Origin of the sequence: Nonomuraea sp. NPDC049684 (assembly GCF_044465345.1) — a bacterium.
Classification (GTDB): domain Bacteria; phylum Actinomycetota; class Actinomycetes; order Streptosporangiales; family Streptosporangiaceae; genus Nonomuraea.
Genome location: NZ_JBITLO010000005.1, coordinates 581,970 through 607,861, shown reverse-complemented (window position 1 = coordinate 607,861; position 25,892 = coordinate 581,970). Strand labels below are relative to the sequence as shown.

Genomic DNA, 25,892 nt, shown 5'->3' with positions numbered 1-25,892 from the left:
TCGGCAGATCCGGCGGTGGGGGCGTTCTCCGTACGTTTGCCTGCATGAGCTTGAAGATCGCCCTCGCCGGGCTGGCCGCGGCCCTGACCCTCACCCCCGCCCCGGCCCTCGCCTCGGCCCCCGTCGAGCCGACCCCCGCCGCCGTGGACGCCTACCTGCGCGAGGCGCTGGAGGCCACCGGCGTGCCGGGTCTGTCCGTCGTGGTGACCCGCGGCGACAAGGTCGTGCACGCCGCCGGCTACGGCGAGGACTCCGAGGGGCGTCCGGTCACCGCGGCCACGCCGATGCGGGTGGCCTCGGTGAGCAAGTCGTTCACCGCGATGGCCGTGCTGACCCTGGTGGAGCAGGGGAAGATCGCGCTGGACGAGCCGGTGGCCGGGCAGCTTCCCGGTTTCCGGATGGCCGACCCGCGCCACACCAGGATCACCGTGCGCCAGTTGCTGAACCAGACCTCCGGGCTGTCCGACAGCTCGCTGGACATCGGCGACCTGGAGTCCGCGAGCTCGCTGGCCGACTACACCGCCCGCCTGGCCGAGGGCCGCCTGGCCGCCGACCCGGGCAGCCGGTACGCCTACTGCAACGTCAACTACGACCTGGCCGCCCGCCTGGTCGAGACCGCGAGCGGCCGCCCGTTCGACGCCTACATGAAGGACCGCGTCTTCGGCCCGCTGGGCATGACCGGCAGCGCCGTGAGCGCCCAGGCCGTCCGGCCGGCGGACGGTTTCGTCTCGGTCTACGGCAGGTGGCTGCCCCGGCCGGAGGCGTCCGGGTTCCTCGACGGCAGCGGCTCGGGCGCGGTGATCACGACGGCCGCGGACATGGGCAGGTGGCTGATCGCCCAGAACGGCGCCGGCCGCCCGCTGGTCAAGAAGCAGAGCCTGGAGACCATGCACAAGCCCGGCGTGCACGGTTACGGCATGGGCTGGAGCCTGGAGGAGGAGTCCGGCCTGCTCGTGCACTCGGGCAACCTGTTCACCTACAACGCCGTGGAGGCCGTCTCGCCGAAGACCGGCTACGGCTTCGCCGTCATGACCAACGGCGCCTCTCTCTACGACCCGACCTACGACATCATGCGGGGCCTGGCCGCGATGAGCGAGGGCCGCGCGCCGGCGGCGCTGGGCGGCGACCGGCAGCTCTACGACCTGGTGCTGGGGCTGCTCGCCGTCGTGGCGGCCGGCCTCGGGGTCATGGGCGTGCTGCGGGCGCGGCGGTGGGCGTCCCGGCGGTCGGGACGGCCGTGGTGGCGGATCGCCCTGCGGCTGGCGCCGGCGCTGCTGCCGGTCCTGCTGTTCGCGTGCTACCCGGACTGGGTGTCCGTGCTGCTCAACGGGCGGTACGTGACGTGGGAGCAGCTCACCTACTTCCCGGCGTCGTTGTCGATCACCCTGCTCGCCGCCGCTCTCGCGGGCCTCTTGACGGCCGTCGCCCGAATTTGTGTACTGTGTAAGCTTACGAGGTACGCAAATTCGAGGAGATCCCGATGACCACGGTCGCCGTCACCGTCCCGCTCGTATGGCTCGCCTGGCTCGTCGTCACCGACTGGGTGCCCATGTTCCCGCTCAACGACCTCAACGGCGCCAACGTCAGGGGCCGGGCCCTGGCCGCCGCGATCAACTACCCGTTCCCGCTGCTCATCGCGGCCGGCGTCGCGCTGCACCGCACGTGGTCGCTCACCGCCGCGACCGTCCTGTGCCTGCTGGTCGTGGCCGGGCACGTGCGGAGCTGGTGGCTGCCCTACTTCGGCACCGCCACGGCCGAGCAGCGCGAGCTCTACCTGCGCGAGTACAGCCGCACCTGGAAGATCCTGCCGACCGCGGGCCACGCCGTGGTCATCGACGTCCAGCACATGGTGGTGGGCCTGCTGTCCCTGCTCATGCTGGCGGCCACGGTCGTCGTTACGCTGACCGCATGACTCAGGCACCCAGGCGGGCGGGGCGACCGGCCGTGCTCACCGTCGAGCGCATCGTGGCCGCGGCCGTCGGCATCCTCGACGCCGAGGGCCCCGACGCGCTGACCATGCGCCGCCTGGGCGCCGACCTCGGGGTGGCCGCCATGTCGCTCTACCGCCACGTGCCCAACCGGGACGCGCTGGTGTCCCTGGTCGTCGACCGGCTGTTCACCGAGGCCATGGCCGGATACACGCCGGTCCCCGACTGGCCGCGGGCGCTGACCGGGTTCGCCGTGGCCTACCGCCGCTTCCTGCTCGCCCACCCGCGCGCCGTTCCCCTGCTGGCCACCCACCCCGTGGACGTACGGCTCGGCACCGAGCTGATCTCCGGCCTGCTGGCCCGCTTCGAGGCGGCCGGCGTGCCCTCCGGCGACACCGTCAACGCGGTGCAGTCGGTGGCCGTCTACGTGCTCGGCCACGCCCTGGCCCAGGTCGGCTCGACCGCCGAGACCCACGACCCGGACGCGCTGCGCTTCTACGACCAGTGGTTCGACGCGGGCCTGCGGGCCATGGTGTCGGGCTTCGAGCAGCAGCTCGCGGCGCCGCGTTAATTCAGTTGCCCGGCGTTCCGGACAGGCCGTAGCTTGTCGGTCATGCGCCTTTACCTGTGACAGCAGCCACCTCAGTCCATCGTCCGACAGACGCGGCCACGCTGTGCTCGTCGACGCCCGGCCCTCACCGAGCCGCGTCCTGAGTTCGCGTAAAGGAGCTTCGCATGCGAGTTCGCTCAGCCAAGAAGAAGACCGCCACGCCCGTGCCGCCCCGGCAACTGCCCAAGACGCCGCAGCGCCCGGTCGTGCCGCCCCGGCGGATCATCCCGCCCAAGGGCCGCTAGACAACTACCGGGATGGTAGTCAGCGAGCGCCGCCTCCCCTCTTACGCCTGGGAGGCGGCGCTCACCCTTGTCTTGACCGGTTCCGTTAGAGCCGCTCGATGATGGTGACGTTGGCCTGGCCGCCGCCCTCGCACATCGTCTGCAGGCCGTAGCGGCCGCCCGTGCGCTCCAGCTCGTGCAGCAGCTTGGTCATCAGGATCGCTCCCGTGCCGCCCAGCGGGTGGCCGAGCGCGATGGCGCCGCCGTTGGGGTTGACCTTGGCCGGGTCGGCGTCCAGCTCCTTGATCCAGGCCAGCGGCACCGGCGCGAACGCCTCGTTGATCTCCACGACGTCGATCTCGTCGATCGACATGCCCGCCTTCTGCAGCGCCCGCCGCGTGGCCGGGATCGGCGCGGTCAGCATGTAGACCGGGTCGTCGCCCATGAGCGCGAGCTGGTGGATGCGGGCCCGCGGGGTCAGGTTGTGCTCGCGCACGGCCTGCTCGGAGGCGATCAGCACGGCCCCGGAGCCGTCGGAGATCTGCGAGGAGGTGGCCGCGGTGATCTGGCCGCCCTCCTTGAGAGTCTTGAGCCCGGCCATCTTCTCCAGCGTCGTGTCGGGCCGCGGGCCCTCGTCGTCCTCGACGCCGTTGATCGGGGCGATCTGGTCCTTGAAGTAGCCGTTGGCGACGGCCTTGGCGGCCCGCTGGTGGGACTCGTAGGCGAACTGCTCCAGCACGTCACGCTGGAGGCCCCACTTCTCGCACATCAGCTCGGCGCCGCGGAACTGCGAGATCTCCTGCTTGCCGTAGCGCTCGACCCACTTGTCGCCGAACGGGAACGGCATGCCCTTCTCCAGGGCGGCGGTGATCGACGCGCCCATCGGGACGATGCTCATCGACTCCACGCCCGCGGCCACCACCAGATCCTGGGTGCCCGACAGGACGCCCTGGGCGGCGAAGTGGATCGACTGCTGGGACGACCCGCACTGCCGGTCGATCGTGACGCCGGCCGTCGTCTCGGGCAGCCCCGCCGACAGCCAGGCGTTTCGCGCGATGTCCATGCTCTGGGGGCCGAACTGCATGACGCACCCCATGATGACGTCCTCGACCGCCGCCGGATCGACGCCGGTGCGGTCGATGAGCGCCTTCAGCGTGTGGGCGGCCAGGTCGGTGGGATGGACGGCGGACAGCCCGCCCTTCTTCTTGCCGACCGGGGTACGGACCGCTCCGACGATGTACGCCTCTGCCACAGTGCCTCCTGGAAACCGAGCATTATTCGGTTATTGAGGAGAGACTACAACAGAACGACGTTCTGTGGCTCGTCACTCCGGGGGCACAAGGTCCTCCGCGGCGTCGATCCTGAACCGCCACCGGTCCACGACCAGGCCGTTCAGCGATTCTGCCAGCTCCAGCGCCAGGCTTCCGAGCTTGACGGGCTCCTCGCCGCGCAACTCGATCGCGGTCAGCTCGGTGGCGAACGGCAGCAGCTCCCGCACCGCCGGCGGCTGCCCCTTCTGCGGCACCAGCGCGGCCCGGATGTCGCCCGACGTGTACGTGAACTCGTCCTCCCCCTGCTCCAGCAGCGGCGCCAGGTCGTCGGCGGACGGGCGTACCGGCAAAATGACGGCGGGACCGCCCTCCTCGCCGTCGGCCGGATCGCTCACCTCGCCCCGGCACACCGCGAGCCCCTTGAGCCGGAAGGCCAGCCCCTCGGCCAGGTAACGGTCGAAGAAGTCGAACGGCAGCGGCCCCTCGGCGGTGACCCGGCAGGCCCACGCCTTCTCCAGCACCCCGCCGGTCAGCTCGGCCTCGGCCTCGACCGGCGCGAACACCCGCACGTCGGCCGCCAGGATGTCGTCGCCCTCGCGCCGGGCTTCCGGGTCGGCCAGCCGGACGATCCGCAACAACTCGGCGGGGTCCGGCCTGGCGGGCAGGGCCGCCGTCGGGCCAGTACGCAGTTTCCGCTTCGCCAGCCAGCCCATGCCCGCCTCCGCCAATCAGCTTCGATAGGAGCTCGTCATCGTCGCGTAGACGATGATGTTGTCGTTGTAGTGGCCGATGGTGCGATCGTAGGCACCACCGCAGGTGATGAGGTGGAGCTGGGCGTTCTCCCGGCTCCCGTAGACGCGCTCGGTCGGGAACGTCTTCTTGCTCGCCTGCTCCACGCCGCCCACCGTGAACACGGCGGTCGTCTTGTCCTGGCGCCTGACCTCGATGGTGTCGCCGTTCGTGAGCTCGCCGAGGCGGCTGAACACGGCGCTGCGCGTGCGGGTGTCCTTGTGCCCGAGCAGCACCGCGGGGCCCTCCTGGCCCGGCGTGGACATGTTCCGGTACCACCCGACCAGGTTGGGATTGTCGGACGGCGGCACCTCGATCGACCCGTCCTTGGCCAGCCCCACGGACTTGATCGGCGCGTTGATGCCGAGCCGCTTGATCACGATCCGGATCGGCGTCGAGGGCAGCATCGGCGGCGCCGGAACGATCTTCGGCAGCGGCGGCGGCTGGTCGGGCGGCGCCTGGAACAACGCCTGCTGCGGCTGCCCCGACGCCTGCGTCTGCACGGCCACGGGCAGGGCGTCCCTGTCCATGCCGTACTCCTCGGGCGACTGCAGCACGATCAGCATGCCCGCCACGACCGTGACGACCCCGGCGATGGCCGCGCCGATCAGCACGGTCCTGAGCGCGGTGCTCCCCCGGTCCCGCGGTGGCGGGCCGCCGTACGGATACTGCCCGGCCACGCCGCTCAGCCCCTGCCTGCCGTACGCCGGCGCAGCACCAGCCCGCCGGCCGCCGCGGCCGCGATCAGGACGGTCCCGGTCAGCACGAACAACCGCCCGTCAGGCCCCGCCATACCCCCGGCCCCGGTGTCGGCCCCCGCCTTGGGCGTCTTGGACTTGTCGGGCGGGGTGACGGTCACGGTGGCGGTGCTGGTCTTGGTCGGCTTGGGCGTGGGGGTCGGCGTGGGCGTGGGAGTGGGGGTCGGCGTGGGCGTCGGAGTCGTCCCCGTCCCGGCCGCCACCTGGAAGCTGAAGCTCTTGAGGCCGGTCGTGGGGGCCTCGCACTTGATCGCAGGGGCGGTCGAGGAGGTGCCCAGAGCCAGATCCCCCGCCGTCAGTTGCACAGTGCCGGTGGTCGTGGGCTTGATCTTGACGGTGACGCTGGGAAGCGTCGTGATGTCCTGACCGGCTACGGCGCCGGTGAGGGTCCCTTCGCCCGTCGCCGTGGCGGGCGCGCCTGCGCCGGTCGCCTTGACGGTGACGAAGAGCTTGCTGCTCACCGGGAACCCAGTGGGCGCGGTGAGCGGGTCATTCGTGTTCTCGATGGTGCCTGTCCAGGTGATGGAGGCATCCTCGTTGGCCTTGGCATTGGTGGGCGTCGTCATCGCGACCTTGATGTCGACAGTGGCGGGGTACAGGGCGTCTGTCCCGGTGGGGAGCTTGCAGGTGTAGGCGACCACGTCGGTCCCGGCACCTCCGCCGCCGGTCTGGACCGGGATCGAGATGCTGGCGGGAGCGGTCGACCCGTAGGTGCAGGTGGTCGTGTCCTGGCCGATCTTGATGCTCAGCAGCGGCGTCGTCCCGGTCGCCGTCGCGAGCGGCGTGAGGACGAGGTTTCCGCCCGTCGTCGCGGTCACACTGACCGACGCCGACATCTTCGGCGGCGTGTAGGACCCGCCCATCGCGACCGCCGTGGTCGTGCCCGTGCCGGTGCCCTTCAGGGCGGTGGGCGTCCCGCCGGTCACCGTGAGGTCGCCGCCGCTGGTGGTGACGGTCTCGTTGGCCGTCAGGGCCTTCGCCACCGGGATCGCCGGGAACGTCCAGTCGATCGTCGTCGACTTGGCCGGTTCCACCGACGCCGGAGGCGTGATCGTCACGATCACGGCACCGGTCTGGAGAGCGCCGCCTGTGCAGTTGTAGGTCATCTTCAGGGGTTCTGCCACCGCGGCCTGGGCCGGTGAGGACAGGCCGACCAGCGAGCCGGAGAAGGCGGCGAGTGTGCCCATCAATCCCAAGGCGGAGGTCTTGTGGGCGAGGCGGCGCCACGCCTGGGACGTAAGCACGGGTCCATCTCCGTTTCAGCGCAGTGTCAACAGTCGTGCCAGAATTCCAGCCGATGGTCACGGTTCGGTTGAGATCCTACGAACTGTCCCTGTCAACTTCCCGTAAAACCCAAAATTCGCCCCAAAAACCCCATCAGCCCTTCTTCTTCGACAACGTCGCGTACACCACGATGTTGTCCGTGTAGCTGTGCGCCTCCTTGTTGAAGACGCCGCCACACGTGATCAGCCGGAGCTGCGAGTCCTTGGTGTTCCCGTACACCCGGGACGTCGGGAACGCCGACTTGCTGACCTGCTCGATCCCGCTCACCGTGAACCGGGTGACCTTGCCGTCCGACCGGTACACGTAGATCTGGTCGCCCTTGGCCAGCTCGCGCAGGCGGTCGAAGACGGCGGGGCCCTTGCGGGTGCTGACGTGGCCGTTGATGATCGCGGGCCCGAGCTCGCCGGGCACCGGCGAGAAGCGGTACCAGCCGGTCTGGTTCGGCCGGGTCAGCGGCGGGGTGCCCAGGTTGCCCTTGATGTCCACGGTGACGCCGCCGATGGGGGCGTTCACCTTGATCTTGGGGATCTTGATCCGGCTGGGCCTCGCCTTGGCCTTGGCGGCCTTCGTCCTGGCCTTGGGGATCGGCGGCACGGTCGGGGCCGCGGCCAGCGGCGGCGGCGCGTCCGGCCGGGCCGGGGTCAGCGTCGCGCCCTTGCCGCCCGGTCCCACGGTCGCGGGCAGCACGAACGCGCCCGCGTTCTCGATCTGCACGGCGGTCGGCCGGTCGGCGGCGGCCAGCGTGCCGGAGCCGTCGTCCACCTTGGGCGCCACGGAGAGCAGGCCCACCATGATCGCGCCGACGCCGGCCAGCGAACCGGCGATCAGCAGTCCGGGCATCGCCCGCTGCATCGGAGTCTTCTGCTCGGCCATCACTTCGTTCCTCCCGCGTGCGCGGCCCTGCGGCGGCGCAGGACGAGCCCGCCGCCCGCGCTGCCCATGAGCAACATCGCCCCACTGGCCATCAGCCCGTACGGCCGGTCCGGCTCGTCGGGCGCCTCACCGGTGTCCACCCCGCCCTTGGGGACCTTGGCCACCTGCGCCCTGACGTACGTGGTCGCCGTCGGGCCGGTCGCGGTGGGCGTGGCCGTGCTCGTGCTCGTCCCCGTGACCGCCGGCACCACGACCACATGCCCGAGCCCGTTGGTCGGGGTGGGCTGGGAATGGCGCCGCGTGGGGGTGCCGGTGGAGGTGGGCGTCCCGGTGCCGGTGGGGGTGATCGTCGGCGAGATGGTGGTGGTGGGGGTCTGAGACGGGTCGGGGGTCTGACTGTTCGTCGGTCCCGACTTGTCCCGTACGGTCACCGTCACCGACACCGGCCCGCCCACGAGCTTGCACTTCGCGCCGTGGTAGCCCGTCGGGATCTTGGCGGTGTTGGTGGACACCTTGAACGCGTCGAGCCAGGCGGGCTTGCTGGAGGCGTTCACGATCCTGATGGTGTGCTTGCCGTACTTCAGCTCCGGCGACTTCCAGATCGTGTAGCCGCCGTCGAGGTCGTCGTTGACGGGCAGGTCGTCGTCGGAGCGCGAGGGGTCCTCCGTGGCCACCTTGCCGCCGTCGATGTAGATGTCCACCGGGCCGGCGTCCTTGTCGTGCGGCCCGATGTACTCCACGCCGGTGCCGGTGAAGCTCAGCTCGGCCCAGGCGCCATTGTCGTTGGTCTCGTGCAGGTCGTTGTGCACGTGGTTCTCCGAGCCCGGACGGTCGTCGATCGAGCTCCAGCCGGGGCCGTAGTTGATCTTCATGTCGGTCGGGTTGTCGGTCTCGTTGCCGTCGTTGGCGACGACCGTGCCGTCCGGCGGGGTGAAGTCGAGCTCGATGTCCTTCGGCGTGACCTTGATGGTCCCGACCTTGTCGATCAGACCGGGGTCGTTCAGCGACTCGGGCAGCGACAGCTCGCCGTCGGGACGCAGCTTGCCCTTCTGCTCGACCGAGCCCTTCGGCTGCAGGATGCCCTGCCAGCTGCTTGCCAGCTCGACGTTGCCGGTGGCGTGCACGTTGGCGCCCGGGGCGAAGTAGCCGGGCGACTGGAGCCGTCCGTGGTCGGCGTAGTCGAGCTTCCAGGTGAAGTTGAGCGGGTCGCCGACCACCAGGTCGGTGGCGAAGGTGAGATGGGTGTCCAGACGCACCGGGCCGTGCCGCACGATGCTGTCGGCCCCGGAGGGAACGCATTCGTACTGCACGTCCAGGTCGGCCGGTGCGGCCGAGGCCGGGACGCCGGGCAACGCGACGACCCCGACGGCCGCCACCGATGCGATCGACGCGGCGAGCAACGACTTGCGCCACCGACTCACGGGACACTCCGATCATCACAAATAGACCGAGGGTAGATCTTAGAGTCGAAAACACCCGCAACGCAGGCGGTTTCCCCCAAGTTCCAGCACTTGTGATGAAGCCGTGTCCCCTGCCGTGTCCCCCGCCGCCTCCCTCGCCGCGAAAGCGGGTATACCTCCGGGTAACAGAATCGTATTCTGTCGTGCACCACACCTGCTTGGAGGCGAATCGATGCAGCGAGACCTCTTCGACGAGGAGCACCTGCTCTTCAGGGAGACCGTGCGCGAGTTCATGGCCCGCGAGGTCGTGCCGCACCACGGGCAGTGGGAGAAGGACGGCATCGTGCCCCGCGAGGTCTGGAAGAAGGCCGGCGAGATCGGCATGTTCGGCTTCGGCGTCCCCGAGGAGTACGGCGGATCCGGCATCACCGACTTCCGCTACAACGCGGTGATCGTCGAGGAGATCATCAGGACCGGCGCCTCCGGCCTGGGCTTCTCGCTGCACAACGACGTCATGGCCCCGTACGTCGTCGAGCTCACCGACGACGAGCAGAAGCAGCGCTGGCTGCCCGGCTTCGCCTCCGGCGAGCTCATCACCGCGATCGCGATGACCGAGCCGGGCGCCGGCAGCGACCTGCAGGGCATCAGGACCACCGCCGTCCGCGAGGGCGACCACTACGTGGTCAACGGCCAGAAGACGTTCATCACGAACGGCGTCAACGCCGACCTGGTGGTCGTGGTCGCCAAGACCGACCCCGAGGCGGGGGCCAGGGGAACGACGCTGATCGTGGTCGAGCGCGGCATGGAGGGCTTCAACCGCGGCCGGAACCTGGACAAGGTCGGCATGAAGGCCCAGGACACCGCCGAGCTGTTCTTCGAGAACGTGCGCGTGCCCGTCGCCAACCGCCTCGGCCCGAAGGAGGGCGAGGGCTTCTTCCACCTGATGAACAACCTGCCCCAGGAACGCCTGTCGATCGCCGTGGCGGCGGTGGCCGCGGCGGAGACGGTGCTGGAGCAGACGATCGAGTACTGCAAGACCCGCCAGGCGTTCGGCCGCAACATCGGTTCGTTCCAGAACACCCGCTTCGTCCTGGCCGAGCTGGCGACCGAGACGGACATCGCCCGCCACTACGTGGACAAGTGCATCCTGGCGCTCAACGCCCGGCAGCTCACCGCCGTGGACGCCGCCAAGGCCAAATGGTGGACGACCGAGCTGCAGAACAAGGTCATCGACCGCTGCCTGCAGCTCCACGGCGGCTACGGCTACATGATGGAGTACCCGGTCGCCAAGGCGTGGCTGGACAGCCGCGTCCAGACCATCTACGGCGGCACCACCGAGATCATGAAGGAGATCATCGGCCGGTCCTTCGGATTCTGACGGCCGGCGCGCGCCCGGCCGGGCCGCGCCGCATACTGTCAGCATGGACGGCGGCCTGATCCTCCTCGTTTTCCTGGCGTTACTGTTCGCCTGGGGGCTCAACCGCGTGCGCAGGGCGTTCCGGCTCGGCCCTGTCGGCTACGCGGGCGTGATGATCGTCTTCGTCATCGCCATGCTGCTCGTCTGGGGCCAGACGATGCGCTGAGGCCGGCGCAGCTCATCCCGGCATCGCCTGCACGAACCGCGTCAGCAGCCGGGCGAACTCGGCCCGCTCGGCCGCCGACCACCCGGCGGTGGCCGAGGCGAAGGCCGCCTGCCGGGCCTGCCTGGCCTGCGCGAGCGCGGCGGCGCCCGCATCGGTCAGCACGAGCCAGGCCCGCCGGCCGTCGGCCTGGTCGGCCTCCCGCCGCACCAGCCCCGCCGTCACGGCGGCCGTCACGAGCCGGCTGGCCCGCGGCTGGTCGACGTTGAGCGCCTCGGCGACCGCCGACACGGTGAGCCGCCCGCCGGCGGCCTCGATCACGTCGAGCACCTCGAACTCGGGGCCCGCCGCGCCGTGCTGCCGGGCCAGCGCCCGCCTGCTCTGCCTGCGCCTGATCGCCACCATCGCCTGCTCGATCGCGGCAATTTCCTTGTCTTCATACATATAGTTGCTATTGTACATGCATGGACAGACCTATCGGATATTGGGTGAAGCACCTCGACAACCTGCTGGAGAGCGCGATGGGGCAGGCCCTGGCCGCCCACGGTGCCTCGCGCAGGGAATGGCAGCTGCTCCACGCCACCGCCCAAGGGGAGAACGCCACCGCGCTGGCGCCGTTCGAGGGGGTGGAGGCGGCCGTACAGGGCCTGACGTCGAAGGGATGGCTGGCGGACGGGCGGCTGACCGACGAGGGCCGGGCCGTGCACACGGCCGTCTCCGAGCGCGTCACCCGCTTCCGGCAGCAGGTCACCCACGGCGTGAGCCCGCAGGAGTACCGGACCGCCGTCGAGGTGCTGCGCCGCATGGCGGCCAACGCCGAACGTTAGGAGGCCGCCCGGTCGGCCTCCAGCACCACCCGGGCCACCAGCTCCGGATCGTCACTCATCGGCACGTGCCCGCAGCCCTTGAGCAGCCTGACCCGCTGCCCCGACCAGCGCGCCGCGCGCACGGCCTGGCGGCGCGGCAGCAACCGGTCGCGCTCGCCCCAGGCGATCGTGATGGGCGTCTTCGGCGGGGCGGGCGGCATCAGGCCGCCGAACGACTCCAGCGTCTCGTCGAAGCCCGCCGCCCCGGCCAGCGCCTGCGTGGCCGCGACCAGCCCGGCGGGGTCGAGCCGGCTCGGACGGGCCACCAGCACCCCGCTGGACACCGCCCGCATGAACGGGTTGCCGGCCGCCCTGGCCGCCTGCTCCGGCGACATCGCGCGCGCCGAGTTCCGCAGGGCCTTCAGCGTCGTCTGGCAGTAGAGCAGCTCGGAGCGCGACCAGAAGCCGGCCGGCGACAGCGCGGTCGCCGCGCGCACGACGCCGCGCGAGGCCAGTTCGAGGGCGATGTAGCCGCCGAGCGAGTTGCCCACCACGTGCGGCTCCCGGACGCCGAGCAGCGCGCAGAACGACTCGACCGCGTCCGCCAGCGACTCCGCGGTGTACGGGATGCCCGCGGGCAGCCGCGGCGACACCCCGAAGCCGGGCAGGTCGACGGCGATCACCGTGTGGTCGGCGGCCAGCCGGTCCATCACCGGCAACCACGCCTGCCAGTGATGCCCGATGCCGTGGACGAGGATCAGCGGCTCGCCGGTGCCCCGGCGTTCGAAGGCCAGCTCCATGCGGCCCAGTGAACCACTCACCTGCTCCGGGTGGGAATCTCGAACCAGACCGCTTTGCCTTCCCTGGTGGGACGGGATCCCCAGCGCTTGGCGAGCTGGTCGACCAGGTAGAGGCCGCGGCCGCCCTCGTCGTTCTCCCCGGCGCTGCGGATGCGGGGCAGGCGCAGGTCCTGGTCGAACACCTCGACCCAGACCGACTCCTCGCCCCTGCGCAGCCTCAGCGTGAACTCCTTGTCGCCGATCGGCTCCTCCTCGAAGCCCGGCATGTCCCAGGACTCCTCGAACGGCAGCGGCGGCCCCTCGACGACCAGCTCCCGGCGCGGGGAGTTGGCGGTGGAGGCGTGCAGCACCACGTTCGTGACGACCTCGGAGACCAGCAGGCAGGCCAGCTCGGCGCGTTCCTCGGGCACGTTCCAGCCGGAGAACGCCTCGGAGGCCATCCGGCGCGCCTCGCCGACCATGATCGGCTGGGCCGGGAAGGTGCGCTCCTCGACGTCGAGGTCGACGTCGCTGGAGCGGACGACCAGGATCGCCATGTCGTCGTCGATCTCGCCGGGCACCGCGATCGTGGCGGCGTCGGCGATGCGCTCGACGTCGGCGTCGGCCATCTTGGCGAGCTTCTCGCACAGCACGCCGAGCGTCTCCTCCTCGCTCGGCATCCGGCCGTCGCGGCCCGGACGCCGGTCGACCAGGCCGTCGGTGTAGAGCAGCAGCGCCGCGCCCGGCGGGAGGGTGCGGGTCTCCTCCTTGTAGACGAGGTCGGCGTGCAGGCCCTTGGCCCGGACGCCGAGCGGCTGGCCGACCTCCTCGATGTCCATCTCCAGGCACTGGCCGTCGACCACCAGCAGCGGCGGCGCGTGCCCGGCGTTGGCGAAGGAGAGCTGCCGGGACCAGGCGTCGTAGACGAGGTACTGGCAGGTGACGATGGGCGGGATGCTGACGTCGGCGCCGTTGTCGTCTTGCTCGGGGGTGGCGATGATGCGGGTCCACTCGTCGAGCCTGGCGAGGATGTCGGCGGGCGACTTGTCGTCCTGTGCGAAGGCGCGCAGCGCCGCCCTGAGCTGGCCCATGATGGCCGCGGCCTTGGCGCCTCTGCCCTCGACGTCGCCGATCACGATGCCGACGCGGCCGGCCGAGAGCGGGATCACGTCGTACCAGTCGCCGCCGACCTGGGTCTGGATGCCCTGGCCGTGGGAGGCGAGGGGGGCCGCCGGGTAGTAGCGCACCGCGATGTCGAGGCCGTCGAGCTGGGGCAGCGCCCTGGGCAGCAGGTGCTTCTGGAACGACTCGGCGGTGTGGCGCTCCTCCTCGAACAGCAGCGCGTTGTCGATCGCGAGGGCCACGCGGGTGGCGATGGCGCCCACGAAGTCGCGGTCGAAGGCGTCGTAGTGGGGGCTGCGCCGGTCGGTCAGGTTGGACAGGCCGAGGTACATCAGGCCCAGCGTCTCGCCGCGCACCAGCAGGGGGGCGACGATGGCCGAGGTCATGCCGATCTCGCTGGCCAGGCGCGCGCTGCCCTCGTGGGGCATCGGGTAGCTGGTGGTGGAGAAGTCCTCGACGAGGATGGTCTCCTGGCGGCGCAGCGCGGTGTCGGCGTAGTGGCCGGAGGGGTAGCGGATCTCCGCGCCCACCGGCTTCCACGTGCCCGCGGGCGGGGTCCAGCCCTGGACGTGCTCGGAGACCCGGCGGACCAGCCGGTCGCCCTCCATGAGCTCGATGAAGCAGTGGTCGGCGAACTGCGGCACGAGCATCTCGGCCACCCGCTTGAGCGTCTCCTCGACGTAGAGAGAGCCGGCCAGCCGCTCGCCGATGCGTTCGAGGAGCCCGAAACGGTCTTTCTCGCGTTCGTTGCTGCGCAGGGCCTCGCGGGCCAGGATGACGATGCCGGTGACCGCCCCGGACGGGTGGCGCAGCGGCACGGCCTGGGCGCGGACGTAGACGATCGTGCCGTCGCCGCGCCTGACGTCGAACGTGCCCTCCCACACGCCGCCCTTGAGCACGTGCTTGGCCAGCTCGATCGCCAGCGGGTGGTCCTTCTCCATGATCCCGAGGGACAGGACGGACGCGTCACGCGCCGGCGCGTTGCCGGGACGGCCGAACAGCTGCTCGGCGAAGGGATTCCAGTAGAGGAGATTGCTGAAGCGGTCTGTCACGACCACTGCCATTTCGGCATGGTCCAAAACGGACCCGGCACCAAGGTGATCAGCCGTTTCTTGTGACAGATCCCCCCATCGCTTCATCCGGAGACCACTCCTTGGGGTGGCTTGTGCGCACAGCGGACCACGGGTGCTCCTGCAACTGTCTTGGCCAGGGGAGAGTGGAGGGCCTCCCAAGAGGGATTCAACCAAGTGGCTGCGCGCGCGTCAGCGCTTGGAGACAAAAACGTGCGCGGCAACGTCACGCGGAAGCTCCGCGGGAGTGTCGTTCGCGTCACCGTCACCTGTCACCCGCACACCGTCGTCGCTCGCCGCGAGCGTCACCTCGCGTCCGGGTTGTATCCCAACTTGCTTGAGTTTAAGCATCACAGCAGGATCGCTTTGCACTTGTTCGCTGATCCGGCGCACCACGACCGGAATGTCACGCGGCCCGGCGGCCTCGGACATCGAGGTCAGGACGTTGGCCGCGCCGTCGGTCACCTCCGGCGCCCCCAGCTCGGCCAGCCCCGGGATGGGGTTGCCGTGCGGGCAGACCGTGGGGTTGTCGAGCAGCGTCACCAGCCGCGCCTCGACCGACTCGGACATGACGTGCTCCCAGCGGCACGCCTCGATGTGCACCTCTTCCCAGGGAAGGCCGATGACCTGGGTGAGCAGGCATTCGGCCAGGCGGTGCTTGCGCATCACGCGCGTGGCCAGCGTGCGGCCCAGGTCGGTCATCGACAGGTGCCGGTCGCCCTCGACGCGGACGAGGCCGTCGCGCTCCATGCGGGCGACGGTCTGGCTCACGGTGGGGCCGCTCTGCTGGAGGCGCTCCGCGATGCGGGCGCGAAGGGGGACGATGCCCTCCTCTTCGAGCTCGTAAATCGTGCGGAGATACATCTCCGTCGTGTCGATCAGGCCGTGTGCGGTCAAGGCTCCTCCCAACTGAAATGCTACGCCGGTCGTGGCGGGGACTGAGCCCGTCCGCTACGGGCACAGAAGTCATCAGGAACCCTATTGGGAGAACGACCGACGATGGTTAAGGACGGCAACAACGGAGCGGCCGAGTTCCTTCCCGCCCGGCGCGACCTCGGCTCCCTGCGGACGGCGGCGGCCCGCTGCGAGGGCTGCGACCTGTATGCGAAGGCCACCCAGACGGTGTTCGGCGAGGGCCCCGAGCAGGCCCGTTTCATGCTGGTGGGCGAGCAGCCGGGAGATCGCGAGGACCGCGAGGGGCATCCGTTCGTGGGGCCGTCGGGGCGCGTGCTGGATCGGGGGCTGGAGGAAGCGGGAATCGAACGGGACGCGGTTTATCTGACGAACGCTGTCAAGCATTTCTCCTTCACTCCCAGGGGGAAAAGAAGAATTCATCAGAAACCGACGGTCGCCGAGATCGAGGCGTGCCGGCCGTGGCTCGGCGCGGAGCTGGAGCTGGTGCGTCCGTACGTGGTGGTGGTGCTCGGCGCGACGGCGGCCAGGTCGCTGCTGGGCCGGGCGTTCCGGCTGACCGAGCACAGGGGCGAGCCGGTGCCGCTCGGCGACGCGCTGGCGGTGGCCACGATCCACCCCTCGGCGGTGCTGCGCGCGCCCGACAGGGACGCGGCCTACGCGGGCTTCGTCTCCGACCTCAAGGCCGCGGCGCGGGTGTCGGAGCGGTAGTCGCGGAACCCGGCCACCGACAGGCCGACGACGAGCACGGTGACCGCGCACGCCAGTCCCCCGCCCACCCAGGCGCCGGTGAGCCCGAAGGCGGTCGCGGTCGCGCCGGCGCGCAGGTCGCCGAGGCGCGGGCCGCCCGCCACGACCACCATGAACACGCCCTGCATCCGCCCGCGCATCTCGTCGGGGGCGTAGAGCTGCAGGATCGACTGCCGCCACACCGACGAGATCACGTCGGCCACGCCGCCGACCGCCATGAACGCCACGACCAGCCACAGCTCGCGCACCAGCCCCGCGGCCGCGACGGCGAGCCCCCACATGGCGATGGCCAGCACGAGCGCGACGCCCTGCCGCGAGATCCGGCCCACCCAGCCGGAGAACAGCGCGCCGGCGACCGAGCCGATCGCCATGGCGGAGGTCACCCAGCCGAGCGCGGTCATCGAGCCGCCGAAACGATCGGCGGCCAGCTCGGGGTAGAGGGCGCGCGGCATGGCGAACACCATCGCGATGATGTCCACGACGAACGACATCAGCAGCACCGGGCTCCTGGCGATGAAGCTGAGGCCCTCCCAGACCGCCCGGGCTCCCGGACGTGTCACCTCGCCCAGCGGGGGCAGGGCGGGCAGCCTGAGGGCCGCGTAGAGGCCGGCGCTGAACAGCAGGGCGTCCGCCGCGTAGGCGGCGGCGTAGTTGGGGTGGTCGCCGCCGGTGGCCAGCAGCACGCCGCCGAGCATCGGGCCGGCGACCGCGCCGAGGCTGTAGACCAGCGAGTTGAGCGCGTTGGCGGCCGGCACCAGCTCGGGATCGAGGACGCGCGGGATCACCGAGCCCCTGGTCGGGCCGGTGATCGCGAACCCGGTGGCGTTGACCGCCGTCGCCGCGAAGATCAGGTACACGTTGTCCAGCCCGAGCAGGGCCTGCGCCAGGATGACCAGGGTGGCCGCCCAGGTGATGAGCGAGCCGATGACGAGCAGTCTGCGCCGGTCGAAGGCGTCGGCGACGGCCCCGCCCCACAGCCCGAAGACCAGCAGCGGGACGAGGTTGGCCATGCCGAGCAGGCCCACCCAGAGCGAGGACCGGGTCAGCTCGTAGACCTGCTGGCCGACCGCCACGACGGTGACGGCGACGCCCACGTTCGAGACGGCCTGGCCGGACCAGATCCGCCGGTACGCGGGCACGGCCAGCGGCCTTGTGTCCACAAGATGACGTTTGACCAGTTCCCCGAATGCCACCTAAGGCAATTTATGGTGCAAGTCTCTCCAAGGCCCAACCGGGTCGGGTGCGCCGGTAGCGCAGCCTGTCGTGCATCCGGTCGAGCTGTCCCTGCCAGAACTCCACCTCGGTCGGCGTCACCCGGAAGCCGCCCCAGAAGTCGGGCACCGGCGGATCCTCCGGCCAGCGGGCGGCCAGTTCCTCGTAGCGCTCGTCGAGCTCCTCGCGCGAGCGCACGACCGCCGACTGCCGCGAGGCCCAGGCCCCGATGCGGGAGCCGTACGGGCGGGACTTGTAGTAGTCGGCCGACTCCTGGTGGGAGATGCGGGCGACGGTGCCCTCGATGCGGATCTGGCGGCGGATGGCGTGCCAGGGGAACAGCAGCGAGGCGCGTCCGTTCTCGGCCAGGTCGCGGCCTTTGCGGGACTCGTAGTTGGTGTAGAAGACGAAGCCGTTCTCGTCGTAGCCCTTGAGCAGGACCGTCCTGGCGCTCGGCCGGCCGCCCGCGGAGGCGGTGGCGAGGACCATGGCGTTGGGTTCGGGCAGGCCGGCTTCGAGCGCGTCCTGGAACCAGACGGTGAACTGCGCGACGGGGTCGGACGCGAGGTCGGTCTCGAGCAACGGCTCGCCCTCGTACGTTCGGCGTAGCGCCGCCAGCAGGGGCGGGCGCGGGGTGGCATCCACGAGACGGTATTCTTGCGCGCTCATGTGGCAGATCCCACGCTAGGGCGCGTTCGGCGGCCTGACGCAGGTCGCGGGACACGTGCCCACAGCAGGCTCCCTACCAGCGGGTTTGACGTTTCGGCGGGTCCCGAGACCGACCATGACCTGGGAGGGGGTTAAATTGACCCGCCGGTATCTCGACATCAAGGCATTGCCGTTACATGGCAAGAAAGGGAGGCGGCCGAGCATGTCCGACTTCAAACCCGGCCTCGAAGGCGTCGTAGCTTTCGAGACCGAGATCGCGGAACCGGACAAAGAAGGGGGCGCCCTTCGATACCGGGGCGTCGACATCGAGGAGCTGGTCGGCCGTGTCCCGTTCGGGCACGTTTGGGGCCTGCTGGTCGACAACAAGTTCCAGCCGGGCCTGCCCCCGGCGGAGCCGTACCCCATCCCTGTCCACTCCGGTGACATCCGCGTAGACGTGCAGAGTGCGCTGGCCATGCTGGCTCCGGCCTATGGCTTCAAGCCCCTGCTCGACATCAGTGACGAGGAGGCCCGCGACCAGCTCGCGCGCGCCTCCGTGATGGCACTCTCCTTCGTCGCGCAGTCCGCGCGCGGCCTCGGCCTGCCGATGGTGCCGCAGAGCCGGGTCGACGAGGCGAAGACCATCGTCGAACGCTTCATGATCCGCTGGCGCGGTGAGCCTGATCCCAAGCACGTCAAGGCCATCGACGCCTACTGGACCTCGGCCGCCGAGCACGGCATGAACGCGTCCACGTTCACCGCCCGCGTCATCGCCTCCACCGGCGCCGACGTGGCCGCGGCGCTCTCCGGCGCCGTGGGCGCGATGTCGGGCCCGCTGCACGGCGGCGCCCCTGCCCGCGTGCTCCACATGATCGAGGGCGTGGAGCAGCTGGGCGACGCCAAGAAGTACGTCCAGAGCGAGCTCGACAAGGGCAACCGGCTCATGGGCTTCGGCCACCGCGTCTACCGCGCGGAGGACCCGCGCGCCCGCGTGCTGCGCCGTACCGCCAAGGAGCTCGACGCGCCCCGCTACGAGGTCGCGGCGGCGCTGGAGCAGGCCGCCCTGGAGGAGCTGCACGCCCGCAAGCCCGACCGGGTGCTCGCCACGAACGTCGAGTACTGGGCGGCCGTGGTGCTGGACTTCGCCGAGGTGCCCTCGCACATGTTCACCTCGATGTTCACCTGCGCCCGCACGGCCGGCTGGGCCGCGCACATCCTGGAGCAGAAGCTCACGGGCCGGCTGGTGCGTCCGAGCGCCAACTACATCGGCCCGGCCTCGCGTCCGCTGAGCGACGTCCCCGGCGCCTCCGAGGTTGTCGGCACGATCTGACACGTTCTCGCCCGTGTCATGAACGGCCCGCCCGCTCAAGGGCGGGCCGTTCCGCGTCTCATTCGGCGGACCCGTGCGACGTCACCCGGACGGCCTCAGTACGCTTGGCACGTGGCTGACATCGTGATTCCCGCTGACATCAAGCCCGCCGACGGCCGCTTCGGCTGCGGGCCCTCGAAGGTTCGCACCGAGCAACTGGCCGCGCTCGCCGCCTCCGGCGCGAGCCTCATGGGCACCTCCCACCGCCAGAAGCCGGTCAAGAACCTGGTCGGCCGCGTGCGCTCCGGGCTCGCCGACCTGTTCTCGCTGCCCGAGGGCTACCAGGTCGTGCTGGGCAACGGCGGCACCACCGCGTTCTGGGACATCGCGGCCTTCGGGCTGATCAGGGAGAAGTCCCAGCACCTGTCGTTCGGCGAGTTCTCCTCGAAGTTCGCCGCCGTCGCCAAGAAGGCGCCCTGGCTGGCCGACCCGAGCGTGATCAAGTCCGACGTCGGCACCCACCCCACCGCGGCCGACGAGGACGGCGTCGACGTCTACGCCCTCACCCACAACGAGACCTCGACCGGCGTCGCCATGCCGATCTCCCGCGTGGGCGGCGACGACTCCCTGGTGCTGGTCGACGCCACCTCCGGCGCGGGCGGCCTGCCGGTCGACATCGCCGAGACCGACGTCTACTACTTCGCGCCGCAGAAGAGCTTCGCCTCCGACGGCGGCCTGTGGATCGCGATCATGTCGCCGCGCGCCCTGGCCAGGGTCGAGGAGATCGCCGCCTCCGGCCGGTACGTCCCCGAGTTCTTCAGCCTGCCGATCGCGATCGACAACTCCGGCAAGGACCAGACCTACAACACGCCGGCCGTGGCCACGCTGTTCCTGCTGGCCGACCAGCTCGACTGGATGAACGGCAACGGCGGCCTGGCCTGGACCACCGCCCGCACCGCCGAGTCCAGCCAGCGGCTGTACACCTGGGCCGAGAAGTCGTCCTACGCCACGCCGTTCGCCGCCCCGCAGTTCCGCTCGCAGGTGGTCGGCACGATCGACTTCAACGACGACGTCGACGCCGCCGAGGTGGCCAAGGTGCTGCGCGCCAACGGCATCGTCGACACCGAGCCCTACCGCAAGCTGGGCCGCAACCAGCTCCGCATCGCGATGTTCCCGGCCATCGAGCCGTCCGACGTCGAGGCGCTGACGGTCTGCGTCGACCACGTGGTCGAGCGCCTCTAGCCCGTCGCCCGCCGGCCCGTCCGGCGGGCCAGCTCGTCCAGGAGCGCCAGGGCGTCCGCCTCCTCGACGCTCTGCGCGAACCTCGTCAGCACCGGCAGCCTGTCGGTGCTGACGGATAGGGCCTCCAGCATCAGGCGGCTGACGTGCTCGGCCCTTGAGCAGGCGGCCGCGTAGCGGAAGGCGTTGCGCGCGGGCGTGCGCACGAGCAGGCCCTTGCGCACCAGCCGCTCGGCCACGGTCTGCACGGTCGTGTACGCCAGGTCGCGGTCCTCGTTGAGGCTGTCCAGGAGCTCCCGCACGCGCATGGCCCTGCCGGCATCCCACAGCACGTTCATGATCGCGCGTTCCAGGGATCCCAGGTTCGCCAACTCACCAGTCCTCCGGCTCGATCAGTAGGAAACATTCTTGCCCGAACAGCCCCCGATCGGCCAGGGGCGAGCGCTGCCCCGCAGCCTCGGCTACCTCATGTTCGCCAGCCGCTGGCTGCAGGTCCCGCTCTACCTGGGCCTCATCGTGGCCCAGGCGGTGTACGTCTGGCAGTTCATGACCGAGCTGTGGCACCTGCTCAGCAGCGTCTTCCTGCACCCGGCGACCGGCGACGGCACGTCGGCCGAGGTCGTCGTCATGCTGACGGTGCTGGCGCTGATCGACGTCGTCATGATCTCCAACCTGCTGATCATGGTGATCATCGGCGGCTACGAGACGTTCGTCTCGCGCATCAACCTCAACGACCATCCCGACGAGCCCGAATGGCTCTCCCACGTCAACGCCAACGTGCTGAAGGTCAAGCTGGCCACGGCCATCGTGGGCATCTCGTCGGTGCACCTGCTGCAGACGTTCATCCGGGCGCGTGACGTGCCCAACGACAAGATCATGTGGCAGACGATCATCCACCTGGCGTTCGTGGCCTCGGCGATCGGCCTGGCGCTCATCGACCGCATGCTCGCCGGCTCGCCGGCCGAGCGCACCAAGCCGCACCTGTAGCGCTCAGAAGCGGGCCGGCAGCTCTTTCCTGCGGCGCAGCACCCAGGCGGCCACCACGCCGCCCAGGAGCCCGAACAGGTGGCCCTGCCACGAGATGCCCTGCTGGTTGGGCAGCAGCCCCCACAGGATCGAGTAGTAGGCCACGCCCACGCCGATGGCGATCAGGAGGTCGACCAGGCGGCGGTCGAACACGCCCCGGGCCAGCACGAAGCCGAAGTAGCCGAAGATCAGGCCGCTCGCGCCGATCGTGATCACGCCGGGGCTGGACACCCACGTGCCGAGGCCGCCGATCAGCACGATCAGCAGCGTGGCCCAGAGGAACTTGCGGATGTCGCGCACCGCCGCCAGGAAGCCCAGCACCAGCAGCGGCAGCGAGTTGGCCATGAGGTGGCCGAAGCCGCCGTGCAGGAACGGCGCGAAGAGGATGCCCACCAGGCCGTCGGCGTCCCAGCCGGCGATGCCGTAGGAGTCGAGCGCGCCGCCCATCACGTAGTCGACGCCCTCCAGGACCCACATCACGGCGAGCATGGAACCGAGGATGAGGATCGCCTTGATCGCGCTCGACAGGAAGGTGCCGGCGCCGCGCTTGGCCGACTCGAACCTGGAACCCGAATGGTCGCTCATGCGCTCTCCTGGTGGTCGTCTCCTCCCCTTTACCGTACGCAGGAAACGCCGCGCACGCGCGTTGACGCGGCCCCTTCCGGACGTGCGGAAGGGGCCGGCGTACGGGTGAGGGTTACTCGCCCTTCCACTGGGGGGCGCGCTTCTCGGCGAAGGCCGCCGCGCCCTCCATGGCGTCCTTGGAGCCGAACACCGGGTTGATGATCGCGCCCTGCTTCTTGAACATCTCCTCCAGGGGCCAGTCCTGGGACTCGATGATCACCTTCTTGGTCGCCGCGAGCGCCAGGGGGGCGTTGGCGGCGATCTTGCGGGCCAGTTCCAGCGCGCCCTCCAGGGCGGCCCCCGGCTCGGTGATCCGGTTGACCAGGCCCAGCTCGTACAGGCGGGAGGCGGGGTAGTGGTCGCCGGTCAGGGCGATCTCCATGGCCACGTGGTACGGGATCCGCCGCGGCAGCCGCATGATCCCGCCCGCGCCCGCCACCAGCCCGCGCTTCGGCTCGGGCAGCCCGAACGTGGACTCCGACGAGGCCACGATGACGTCGCACGACAGGGCCAGCTCGAAGCCGCCCGCCAGCGCGTACCCCTCGACCGCGGCCACCAGCGGCTTCTTGGGCGGCGCCTCGGCGATGCCGCCGAAGCCGCGCCCCTCGACCACCGGGAAGTCGCCGGACAGGAACCCCTTGAGGTCCATGCCCGCGCAGAACGTGCCCCCGGCGCCGGTCAGCACGTACGCCGAGATCTCGGCGCGGGCGTCGAAGGTGTCCAGCGCCTCGGCGATCCCCCGGGCCACCGCGCCGTTGATCGCGTTACGCGCCTTCGGCCGGTTGATGGTGATGACCGCGACGTTGCCGGACTCCTCGACGAGCACTTCGTCAGACACGGGACCTCACTTGGGCTGGAAGCGGATGCCGCCGTCGAAGCGCACGACTTCGGCGTTCATGTAGTCGTTCTGGACGAGCGAGTGCACCAGGTGGGCGAACTCGTCGGCCCGGCCCATGCGCTTGGGGAAGACCACGGGGGCCACGAGCTTGGCCTTGAACTCCTCGGCGTTGCCGGAGAAGCCGTAGATGGGGGTGTCGATGATGCCGGGGCAGATCGTGTTCACGCGGACGCCGATGGCCGCCAGGTCGCGCGCGGCGGGGACCGTCATGCCCACGATGCCGCCCTTGGAGGCCGAGTAGGCGAGCTGGCCCGTCTGGCCCTCCAGAGCGGCGACGGAGGCCGTGTTGATGACCACGCCGCGCTGGCCGTCGGCGTCGACCGGCTCGGTGGCGGCGATGGCCGCCGCGGCGATGCGCATGAGGTTGAAGGTGCCGATCAGGTTGACCTCGATCACCTTGCGGTACGTGGCCGGGTTGTGCGGCTTGCCCTCGCGGTTGACCGTGCGCTCGGCCCAGCCGATGCCCGCGCTGTTGACCACGACGCGCAGCGGCTTGCCCGTGGCCACGGCGGCGTCGACGGCCGCCTGCACCTGCTCGTCGTCCGACACGTCCGTCTTGACGAAGACGCCGCCGAGCTCGTCGGCGACGGCCTTGCCGCGCTCCTCGTTGAGGTCGGCGATGACCACGGTGGCGCCCGCGCGGGCGAGCTCGCGGGCCGTCGCCTCGCCGAGGCCGCTGGCACCGCCGGAGATGATTGCTGCAGATCCGTTGACGTCCATATCCCGGACCTTAACGCGCCAACCGAATGAAGTTCTACTCGGGGCGGGTTAAATCCCTCCCACGGCGCTGTCGACGTCGGAGTACACCTTGATCCGCCGGTCGAGCCCCGTGGTCCGCAGGATGCGCGCCACGGGCGCCTGGGGCGCGGCAAGGGACACCCCGCCTCCCTCTCCCGTGGCCAGCCGCCAGGCCTCGATCAGCACCGACAGACCGCTGGAGTCCATGAACGACAACTGCTGCAGGTCGAGCACGAGCCTGGCGCTGTCCTGCTTGATGGCGTCGCGGACCTCGTCGCGGAGGAACGGTGCGGTGAACAGATCGAGCTCTCCCTCAACGGCCACCACCACGGCGTCACCCAGGGCGTGTCGCGCAAGCCGCAGCTTCATTTGGCCCCTCCTCGATGAGCCACTGTACTTCGACATCCCCGGATAGCGGGCATGCACAAACTACGAAGAGCCGGATACAGAAGGACTAGAACGGACTAATCACCCGCTGGACGCGGCGCTGAGGGTTCTTACCCCGCCGGCCGCCCGGCCCGCGACCTGGGCGCCAGGTTGCCTCACCCGGCCGGGACGGCGAAGCCGTACGGGAGCTCCAGGCGGTGCCCGGCCAGCAGCTCGGCGTCGGCCAGCAGCTCGCGCGTGGGCCCGTCGGCGGCGATCACGCCTCCCGACAGGATCAGCGAGCGCTCGCACAGCTCCAGCGCGTACGGCAGGTCGTGGGTGACCATGAGCACCGTCACGTCCAGCGAACGCAGGATCTCGGCCAGCTCCCTGCGCGCGGCCGGGTCGAGGTTGGAGGAGGGCTCGTCGAGCACCAGGATCTCCGGCCGCATCGCCAGCACCGTGGCCACCGCCACCCGGCGCCGCTGGCCGAACGACAGGTGGTGCGGCGGCCGGTCGGCGGCCTCCAGCATGCCGACCCGGTCGAGCGCGTCGTGGACCACCCGGTCCAGCTCGGCGCCCTTGAGTCCGGCGTTGGCCGGGCCGAAGGCGACGTCGTCCTTGACCGTGGGCATGAAGAGCTGGTCGTCGGGGTCCTGGAAGACCAGGCCGACGCGCTGCCTGATCTCCTTGAGCGTGTCCTTGCGCACCGGGACGCCGCCCACGGCCACGCTGCCGTGCCCGGCGGTGAGGATGCCGTTGAGGTGCATGACGAGCGTCGTCTTGCCGGCGCCGTTGGGACCGAGCAGCGCCACCCGCTCGCCGCGGCCGATCGCCAGGTTCACGCCGAACAGCGCCTGAGTGCCGTCGGGGTAGGCGTAGGCCAGGTCACTGACCTCCAGAGAGTTCACCATGAGAGCCCCAGAACCGCGAGTGCCACGACGGGCAGGACGAGCGCCGCCGCCCACTGCCCGATGGATGCCGAAATATCTTGAATTATCGGCATCCGTCCAGCGTAGCCGCGACTCAGCATCGCCAGATGCACCCGCTCCCCCCGCTCGTACGAACGGATGAACAGCGCCCCGGCCGAACGCGCGATCACCGGGATCTGCCGGAAGTTACGCGCCTCGAACCCGCGCGACTCGCGGGCCACCCGCATCCGCCGCATCTCCTCCAGGATCACGTCCATGTACCTGAGCATGAACATGGCGATCTGCACCAGCAGGCTCGGCAGCCGCAGCCGCTGCGCCCCGAGGAGGATGACCCGCGGCTCGGTGGTGGCCGCGAGCAGGATCGAGGCGATCACCCCGAGCGTGGCCTTGACCAGGATGTTCCAGGCCGCCCACAGCCCCGGCACGCTCAGCGAGACGCCGAGCACCGTCGTGCGCTCGCCCATCCCGATCACCGGGATCAGGAACGCGAACAGCACGAACGGCAGCTCGATCACCATCCGCCGCAGCACGTGCCCGGCCGGCACCCGCGCGGCCAGCGCGACGCCCCCGAGCAGCGCCGCGTAGACCGCGAACGCCCAGAAGCGCTCCCGCGGCGTGGCCACCACGACGACGGCGAAGGCGAAGACGGCGAGCAGCTTGCACTGCGGCGGCAGCCGGTGGACGAGGGAGTCAACCGGCAGGTAGAGATCGTGCCGATGCCCCGCGCCCACCGTCACTCACCGT

At 70.4% G+C, this 25,892-nt stretch carries 29 protein-coding genes; 10 read left to right on the top strand and 19 right to left on the bottom strand.

What is annotated here, in order from left to right; translation table 11 throughout:
- Positions 1-44 precede the first annotated feature (44 nt).
- The 3 genes from ACIBST_RS20270 to ACIBST_RS20260 are packed head-to-tail and all read left to right on the top strand — an operon-like array spanning position 45 to position 2,499.
- Positions 45-1,484: a serine hydrolase domain-containing protein gene (locus ACIBST_RS20270; protein WP_397173481.1), complete on the top strand. Its 1,440-nt coding sequence runs from the start codon at positions 45-47 to the stop codon at positions 1,482-1,484.
- Positions 1,481-1,912: a hypothetical protein gene (locus tag ACIBST_RS20265; RefSeq protein WP_397173480.1), complete on the top strand. Its 432-nt coding sequence runs from the start codon at positions 1,481-1,483 to the stop codon at positions 1,910-1,912. The genes ACIBST_RS20270 and ACIBST_RS20265 overlap by 4 nt, the downstream gene beginning before the upstream one ends.
- Entirely contained in the window at positions 1,909-2,499 is a 591-nt protein-coding gene (locus ACIBST_RS20260) for a TetR/AcrR family transcriptional regulator (RefSeq protein WP_397173478.1), read from the top strand. Before ACIBST_RS20265 ends, ACIBST_RS20260 begins: the two co-directional genes overlap by 4 nt.
- 369 nt (positions 2,500-2,868) lie before the next feature.
- On the opposite strand, the gene ACIBST_RS20255 is transcribed toward ACIBST_RS20260, so the two are convergent.
- The 6 genes from ACIBST_RS20255 to ACIBST_RS20230 all read right to left on the bottom strand — a co-directional run bounded on the left by ACIBST_RS20255 (position 2,869) and on the right by ACIBST_RS20230 (position 9,158).
- On the bottom strand, positions 2,869-4,014 hold the full coding sequence (locus ACIBST_RS20255; protein ID WP_397173477.1) for an acetyl-CoA C-acetyltransferase: 1,146 nt from the start codon (positions 4,012-4,014) through the stop codon (positions 2,869-2,871).
- Positions 4,015-4,086: 72 nt separating this feature from the next.
- On the bottom strand, positions 4,087-4,746 hold the full coding sequence (locus ACIBST_RS20250) for a hypothetical protein (RefSeq protein ID WP_397173476.1): 660 nt from the start codon (positions 4,744-4,746) through the stop codon (positions 4,087-4,089).
- Between the two features lie 15 nt (positions 4,747-4,761).
- A complete protein-coding gene (locus ACIBST_RS20245) occupies positions 4,762-5,502 on the bottom strand; it encodes a class F sortase (RefSeq protein WP_397173474.1) in 741 nt (246 codons plus the stop codon).
- 5 nt (positions 5,503-5,507) lie between these two features.
- Entirely contained in the window at positions 5,508-6,767 is a 1,260-nt protein-coding gene (locus tag ACIBST_RS20240) for a hypothetical protein (RefSeq protein ID WP_397173472.1), read from the bottom strand.
- 190 nt (positions 6,768-6,957) lie between these two features.
- Complete coding sequence (locus ACIBST_RS20235) at positions 6,958-7,737, bottom strand: class F sortase (protein ID WP_397173470.1); 780 nt, start codon at positions 7,735-7,737, stop codon at positions 6,958-6,960.
- Positions 7,737-9,158, bottom strand: a complete 1,422-nt coding sequence (locus ACIBST_RS20230) for a hypothetical protein (RefSeq protein WP_397173468.1) — start codon at positions 9,156-9,158, stop codon at positions 7,737-7,739. Before ACIBST_RS20230 ends, ACIBST_RS20235 begins: the two co-directional genes overlap by 1 nt.
- Positions 9,159-9,369: 211 nt before the next feature.
- Between ACIBST_RS20230 and ACIBST_RS20225 the strand changes: the two genes are divergently transcribed.
- Together ACIBST_RS20225 and ACIBST_RS20220 are read left to right on the top strand one after the other, a co-directional pair.
- The gene (locus ACIBST_RS20225) at positions 9,370-10,515 is read left to right on the top strand and encodes an acyl-CoA dehydrogenase family protein (protein WP_397173466.1); all 1,146 of its coding nucleotides are present in this window, start codon (positions 9,370-9,372) and stop codon (positions 10,513-10,515) included.
- Positions 10,516-10,558: 43 nt separating this feature from the next.
- On the top strand, positions 10,559-10,720 hold the full coding sequence (locus ACIBST_RS20220) for a hypothetical protein (RefSeq protein WP_352355363.1): 162 nt from the start codon (positions 10,559-10,561) through the stop codon (positions 10,718-10,720).
- A 12-nt stretch (positions 10,721-10,732) separates the two neighbouring features.
- On the opposite strand, the gene ACIBST_RS20215 is transcribed toward ACIBST_RS20220, so the two are convergent.
- Positions 10,733-11,161, bottom strand: coding sequence for a MarR family winged helix-turn-helix transcriptional regulator (locus tag ACIBST_RS20215; RefSeq protein ID WP_397173464.1), 429 nt, complete (start codon positions 11,159-11,161; stop codon positions 10,733-10,735).
- Between the two features lie 20 nt (positions 11,162-11,181).
- Between ACIBST_RS20215 and ACIBST_RS20210 the strand changes: the two genes are divergently transcribed.
- Positions 11,182-11,544, top strand: coding sequence for a MarR family winged helix-turn-helix transcriptional regulator (locus tag ACIBST_RS20210; RefSeq protein ID WP_397173462.1), 363 nt, complete (start codon positions 11,182-11,184; stop codon positions 11,542-11,544).
- On the opposite strand, the gene ACIBST_RS20205 is transcribed toward ACIBST_RS20210, so the two are convergent.
- The 3 genes from ACIBST_RS20205 to ACIBST_RS20195 all read right to left on the bottom strand — a co-directional run bounded on the left by ACIBST_RS20205 (position 11,541) and on the right by ACIBST_RS20195 (position 15,391).
- A complete protein-coding gene (locus ACIBST_RS20205) occupies positions 11,541-12,344 on the bottom strand; it encodes an alpha/beta fold hydrolase (protein ID WP_397173460.1) in 804 nt (267 codons plus the stop codon). The genes ACIBST_RS20210 and ACIBST_RS20205 overlap by 4 nt on opposite strands.
- Positions 12,341-14,563 (bottom strand): SpoIIE family protein phosphatase, encoded by a 2,223-nt coding sequence (locus ACIBST_RS20200; protein WP_397173458.1) that lies wholly within the window; start codon positions 14,561-14,563, stop codon positions 12,341-12,343. The genes ACIBST_RS20205 and ACIBST_RS20200 overlap by 4 nt, the downstream gene beginning before the upstream one ends.
- A gap of 123 nt (positions 14,564-14,686) precedes the next feature.
- Positions 14,687-15,391 carry a metal-dependent transcriptional regulator gene (locus tag ACIBST_RS20195; protein WP_352355373.1) on the bottom strand — a complete coding sequence of 235 codons (705 nt, stop codon included), beginning with the start codon at positions 15,389-15,391 and terminating at the stop codon, positions 14,687-14,689.
- 102 nt (positions 15,392-15,493) lie between these two features.
- Between ACIBST_RS20195 and ACIBST_RS20190 the strand changes: the two genes are divergently transcribed.
- Positions 15,494-16,117, top strand: a complete 624-nt coding sequence (locus ACIBST_RS20190; RefSeq protein WP_397173456.1) for a UdgX family uracil-DNA binding protein — start codon at positions 15,494-15,496, stop codon at positions 16,115-16,117.
- Here ACIBST_RS20190 and ACIBST_RS20185 read toward each other — a convergent pair.
- Positions 16,063-17,349 (bottom strand): MFS transporter, encoded by a 1,287-nt coding sequence (locus tag ACIBST_RS20185; RefSeq protein ID WP_397173454.1) that lies wholly within the window; start codon positions 17,347-17,349, stop codon positions 16,063-16,065. The two genes, ACIBST_RS20190 and ACIBST_RS20185, sit on opposite strands and share 55 nt — an antisense overlap.
- A gap of 10 nt (positions 17,350-17,359) precedes the next feature.
- On the bottom strand, positions 17,360-18,037 hold the full coding sequence (gene pdxH, locus ACIBST_RS20180) for a pyridoxamine 5'-phosphate oxidase (RefSeq protein WP_397173453.1): 678 nt from the start codon (positions 18,035-18,037) through the stop codon (positions 17,360-17,362).
- A 202-nt stretch (positions 18,038-18,239) separates the two neighbouring features.
- Between pdxH and ACIBST_RS20175 the strand changes: the two genes are divergently transcribed.
- The gene (locus ACIBST_RS20175) at positions 18,240-19,346 is read left to right on the top strand and encodes a citrate synthase 2 (RefSeq protein WP_352322285.1); all 1,107 of its coding nucleotides are present in this window, start codon (positions 18,240-18,242) and stop codon (positions 19,344-19,346) included.
- A gap of 111 nt (positions 19,347-19,457) precedes the next feature.
- A complete protein-coding gene (gene serC / locus ACIBST_RS20170) occupies positions 19,458-20,567 on the top strand; it encodes a phosphoserine transaminase (RefSeq protein WP_397173451.1) in 1,110 nt (369 codons plus the stop codon).
- Here the strand turns inward: serC and ACIBST_RS20165 are convergent.
- Positions 20,564-20,935, bottom strand: a complete 372-nt coding sequence (locus ACIBST_RS20165; RefSeq protein ID WP_397173450.1) for a BlaI/MecI/CopY family transcriptional regulator — start codon at positions 20,933-20,935, stop codon at positions 20,564-20,566. The genes serC and ACIBST_RS20165 overlap by 4 nt on opposite strands.
- 37 nt (positions 20,936-20,972) lie before the next feature.
- Here ACIBST_RS20165 and ACIBST_RS20160 point away from each other — a divergent pair, with 37 nt between their 5' ends.
- On the top strand, positions 20,973-21,551 hold the full coding sequence (locus tag ACIBST_RS20160; protein WP_358289220.1) for a TIGR00645 family protein: 579 nt from the start codon (positions 20,973-20,975) through the stop codon (positions 21,549-21,551).
- A gap of 3 nt (positions 21,552-21,554) precedes the next feature.
- Here ACIBST_RS20160 and ACIBST_RS20155 read toward each other — a convergent pair whose 3' ends face one another.
- The 6 genes from ACIBST_RS20155 to cbiQ all read right to left on the bottom strand — a co-directional run bounded on the left by ACIBST_RS20155 (position 21,555) and on the right by cbiQ (position 25,879).
- On the bottom strand, positions 21,555-22,175 hold the full coding sequence (locus tag ACIBST_RS20155) for a rhomboid family intramembrane serine protease (protein WP_397173449.1): 621 nt from the start codon (positions 22,173-22,175) through the stop codon (positions 21,555-21,557).
- A gap of 112 nt (positions 22,176-22,287) precedes the next feature.
- Positions 22,288-23,052, bottom strand: a complete 765-nt coding sequence (locus ACIBST_RS20150) for a crotonase/enoyl-CoA hydratase family protein (protein ID WP_357967301.1) — start codon at positions 23,050-23,052, stop codon at positions 22,288-22,290.
- Positions 23,053-23,058: 6 nt separating this feature from the next.
- Entirely contained in the window at positions 23,059-23,832 is a 774-nt protein-coding gene (locus ACIBST_RS20145; protein WP_397173447.1) for an SDR family NAD(P)-dependent oxidoreductase, read from the bottom strand.
- Between the two features lie 48 nt (positions 23,833-23,880).
- Entirely contained in the window at positions 23,881-24,219 is a 339-nt protein-coding gene (locus ACIBST_RS20140; protein ID WP_138689510.1) for an STAS domain-containing protein, read from the bottom strand.
- Between the two features lie 173 nt (positions 24,220-24,392).
- Entirely contained in the window at positions 24,393-25,130 is a 738-nt protein-coding gene (locus ACIBST_RS20135) for an energy-coupling factor ABC transporter ATP-binding protein (protein WP_397173445.1), read from the bottom strand.
- Entirely contained in the window at positions 25,124-25,879 is a 756-nt protein-coding gene (gene cbiQ, locus ACIBST_RS20130; RefSeq protein WP_397173444.1) for a cobalt ECF transporter T component CbiQ, read from the bottom strand. Before cbiQ ends, ACIBST_RS20135 begins: the two co-directional genes overlap by 7 nt.
- Positions 25,880-25,892: the final 13 nt, after the last annotated feature.

What these genes read in the sequence shown, in the direction of transcription:
- ACIBST_RS20270 (WP_397173481.1), top strand. Translation starts at nt 45, where the DNA reads ATGAGCTTGAAGATCGCCCTCGCCGGGCTGGCCGCGGCCCTGACCCTC.
- ACIBST_RS20265 (WP_397173480.1), top strand. Translation starts at nt 1,481, where the DNA reads ATGACCACGGTCGCCGTCACCGTCCCGCTCGTATGGCTCGCCTGGCTC.
- ACIBST_RS20260 (WP_397173478.1), top strand. Translation starts at nt 1,909, where the DNA reads ATGACTCAGGCACCCAGGCGGGCGGGGCGACCGGCCGTGCTCACCGTC.
- ACIBST_RS20250 (WP_397173476.1), bottom strand. Translation starts at nt 4,746, where the DNA reads ATGGGCTGGCTGGCGAAGCGGAAACTGCGTACTGGCCCGACGGCGGCC.
- ACIBST_RS20240 (WP_397173472.1), bottom strand. Translation starts at nt 6,767, where the DNA reads ATGGGCACACTCGCCGCCTTCTCCGGCTCGCTGGTCGGCCTGTCCTCA.
- ACIBST_RS20235 (WP_397173470.1), bottom strand. Translation starts at nt 7,737, where the DNA reads ATGGCCGAGCAGAAGACTCCGATGCAGCGGGCGATGCCCGGACTGCTG.
- ACIBST_RS20225 (WP_397173466.1), top strand. Translation starts at nt 9,370, where the DNA reads ATGCAGCGAGACCTCTTCGACGAGGAGCACCTGCTCTTCAGGGAGACC.
- ACIBST_RS20220 (WP_352355363.1), top strand. Translation starts at nt 10,559, where the DNA reads ATGGACGGCGGCCTGATCCTCCTCGTTTTCCTGGCGTTACTGTTCGCC.
- ACIBST_RS20215 (WP_397173464.1), bottom strand. Translation starts at nt 11,161, where the DNA reads ATGTATGAAGACAAGGAAATTGCCGCGATCGAGCAGGCGATGGTGGCG.
- ACIBST_RS20210 (WP_397173462.1), top strand. Translation starts at nt 11,182, where the DNA reads ATGGACAGACCTATCGGATATTGGGTGAAGCACCTCGACAACCTGCTG.
- ACIBST_RS20200 (WP_397173458.1), bottom strand. Translation starts at nt 14,563, where the DNA reads ATGAAGCGATGGGGGGATCTGTCACAAGAAACGGCTGATCACCTTGGT.
- ACIBST_RS20190 (WP_397173456.1), top strand. Translation starts at nt 15,494, where the DNA reads ATGGTTAAGGACGGCAACAACGGAGCGGCCGAGTTCCTTCCCGCCCGG.
- pdxH (WP_397173453.1), bottom strand. Translation starts at nt 18,037, where the DNA reads ATGAGCGCGCAAGAATACCGTCTCGTGGATGCCACCCCGCGCCCGCCC.
- ACIBST_RS20175 (WP_352322285.1), top strand. Translation starts at nt 18,240, where the DNA reads ATGTCCGACTTCAAACCCGGCCTCGAAGGCGTCGTAGCTTTCGAGACC.
- ACIBST_RS20155 (WP_397173449.1), bottom strand. Translation starts at nt 22,175, where the DNA reads ATGAGCGACCATTCGGGTTCCAGGTTCGAGTCGGCCAAGCGCGGCGCC.
- ACIBST_RS20145 (WP_397173447.1), bottom strand. Translation starts at nt 23,832, where the DNA reads ATGGACGTCAACGGATCTGCAGCAATCATCTCCGGCGGTGCCAGCGGC.
- ACIBST_RS20140 (WP_138689510.1), bottom strand. Translation starts at nt 24,219, where the DNA reads ATGAAGCTGCGGCTTGCGCGACACGCCCTGGGTGACGCCGTGGTGGTG.
- ACIBST_RS20135 (WP_397173445.1), bottom strand. Translation starts at nt 25,130, where the DNA reads ATGGTGAACTCTCTGGAGGTCAGTGACCTGGCCTACGCCTACCCCGAC.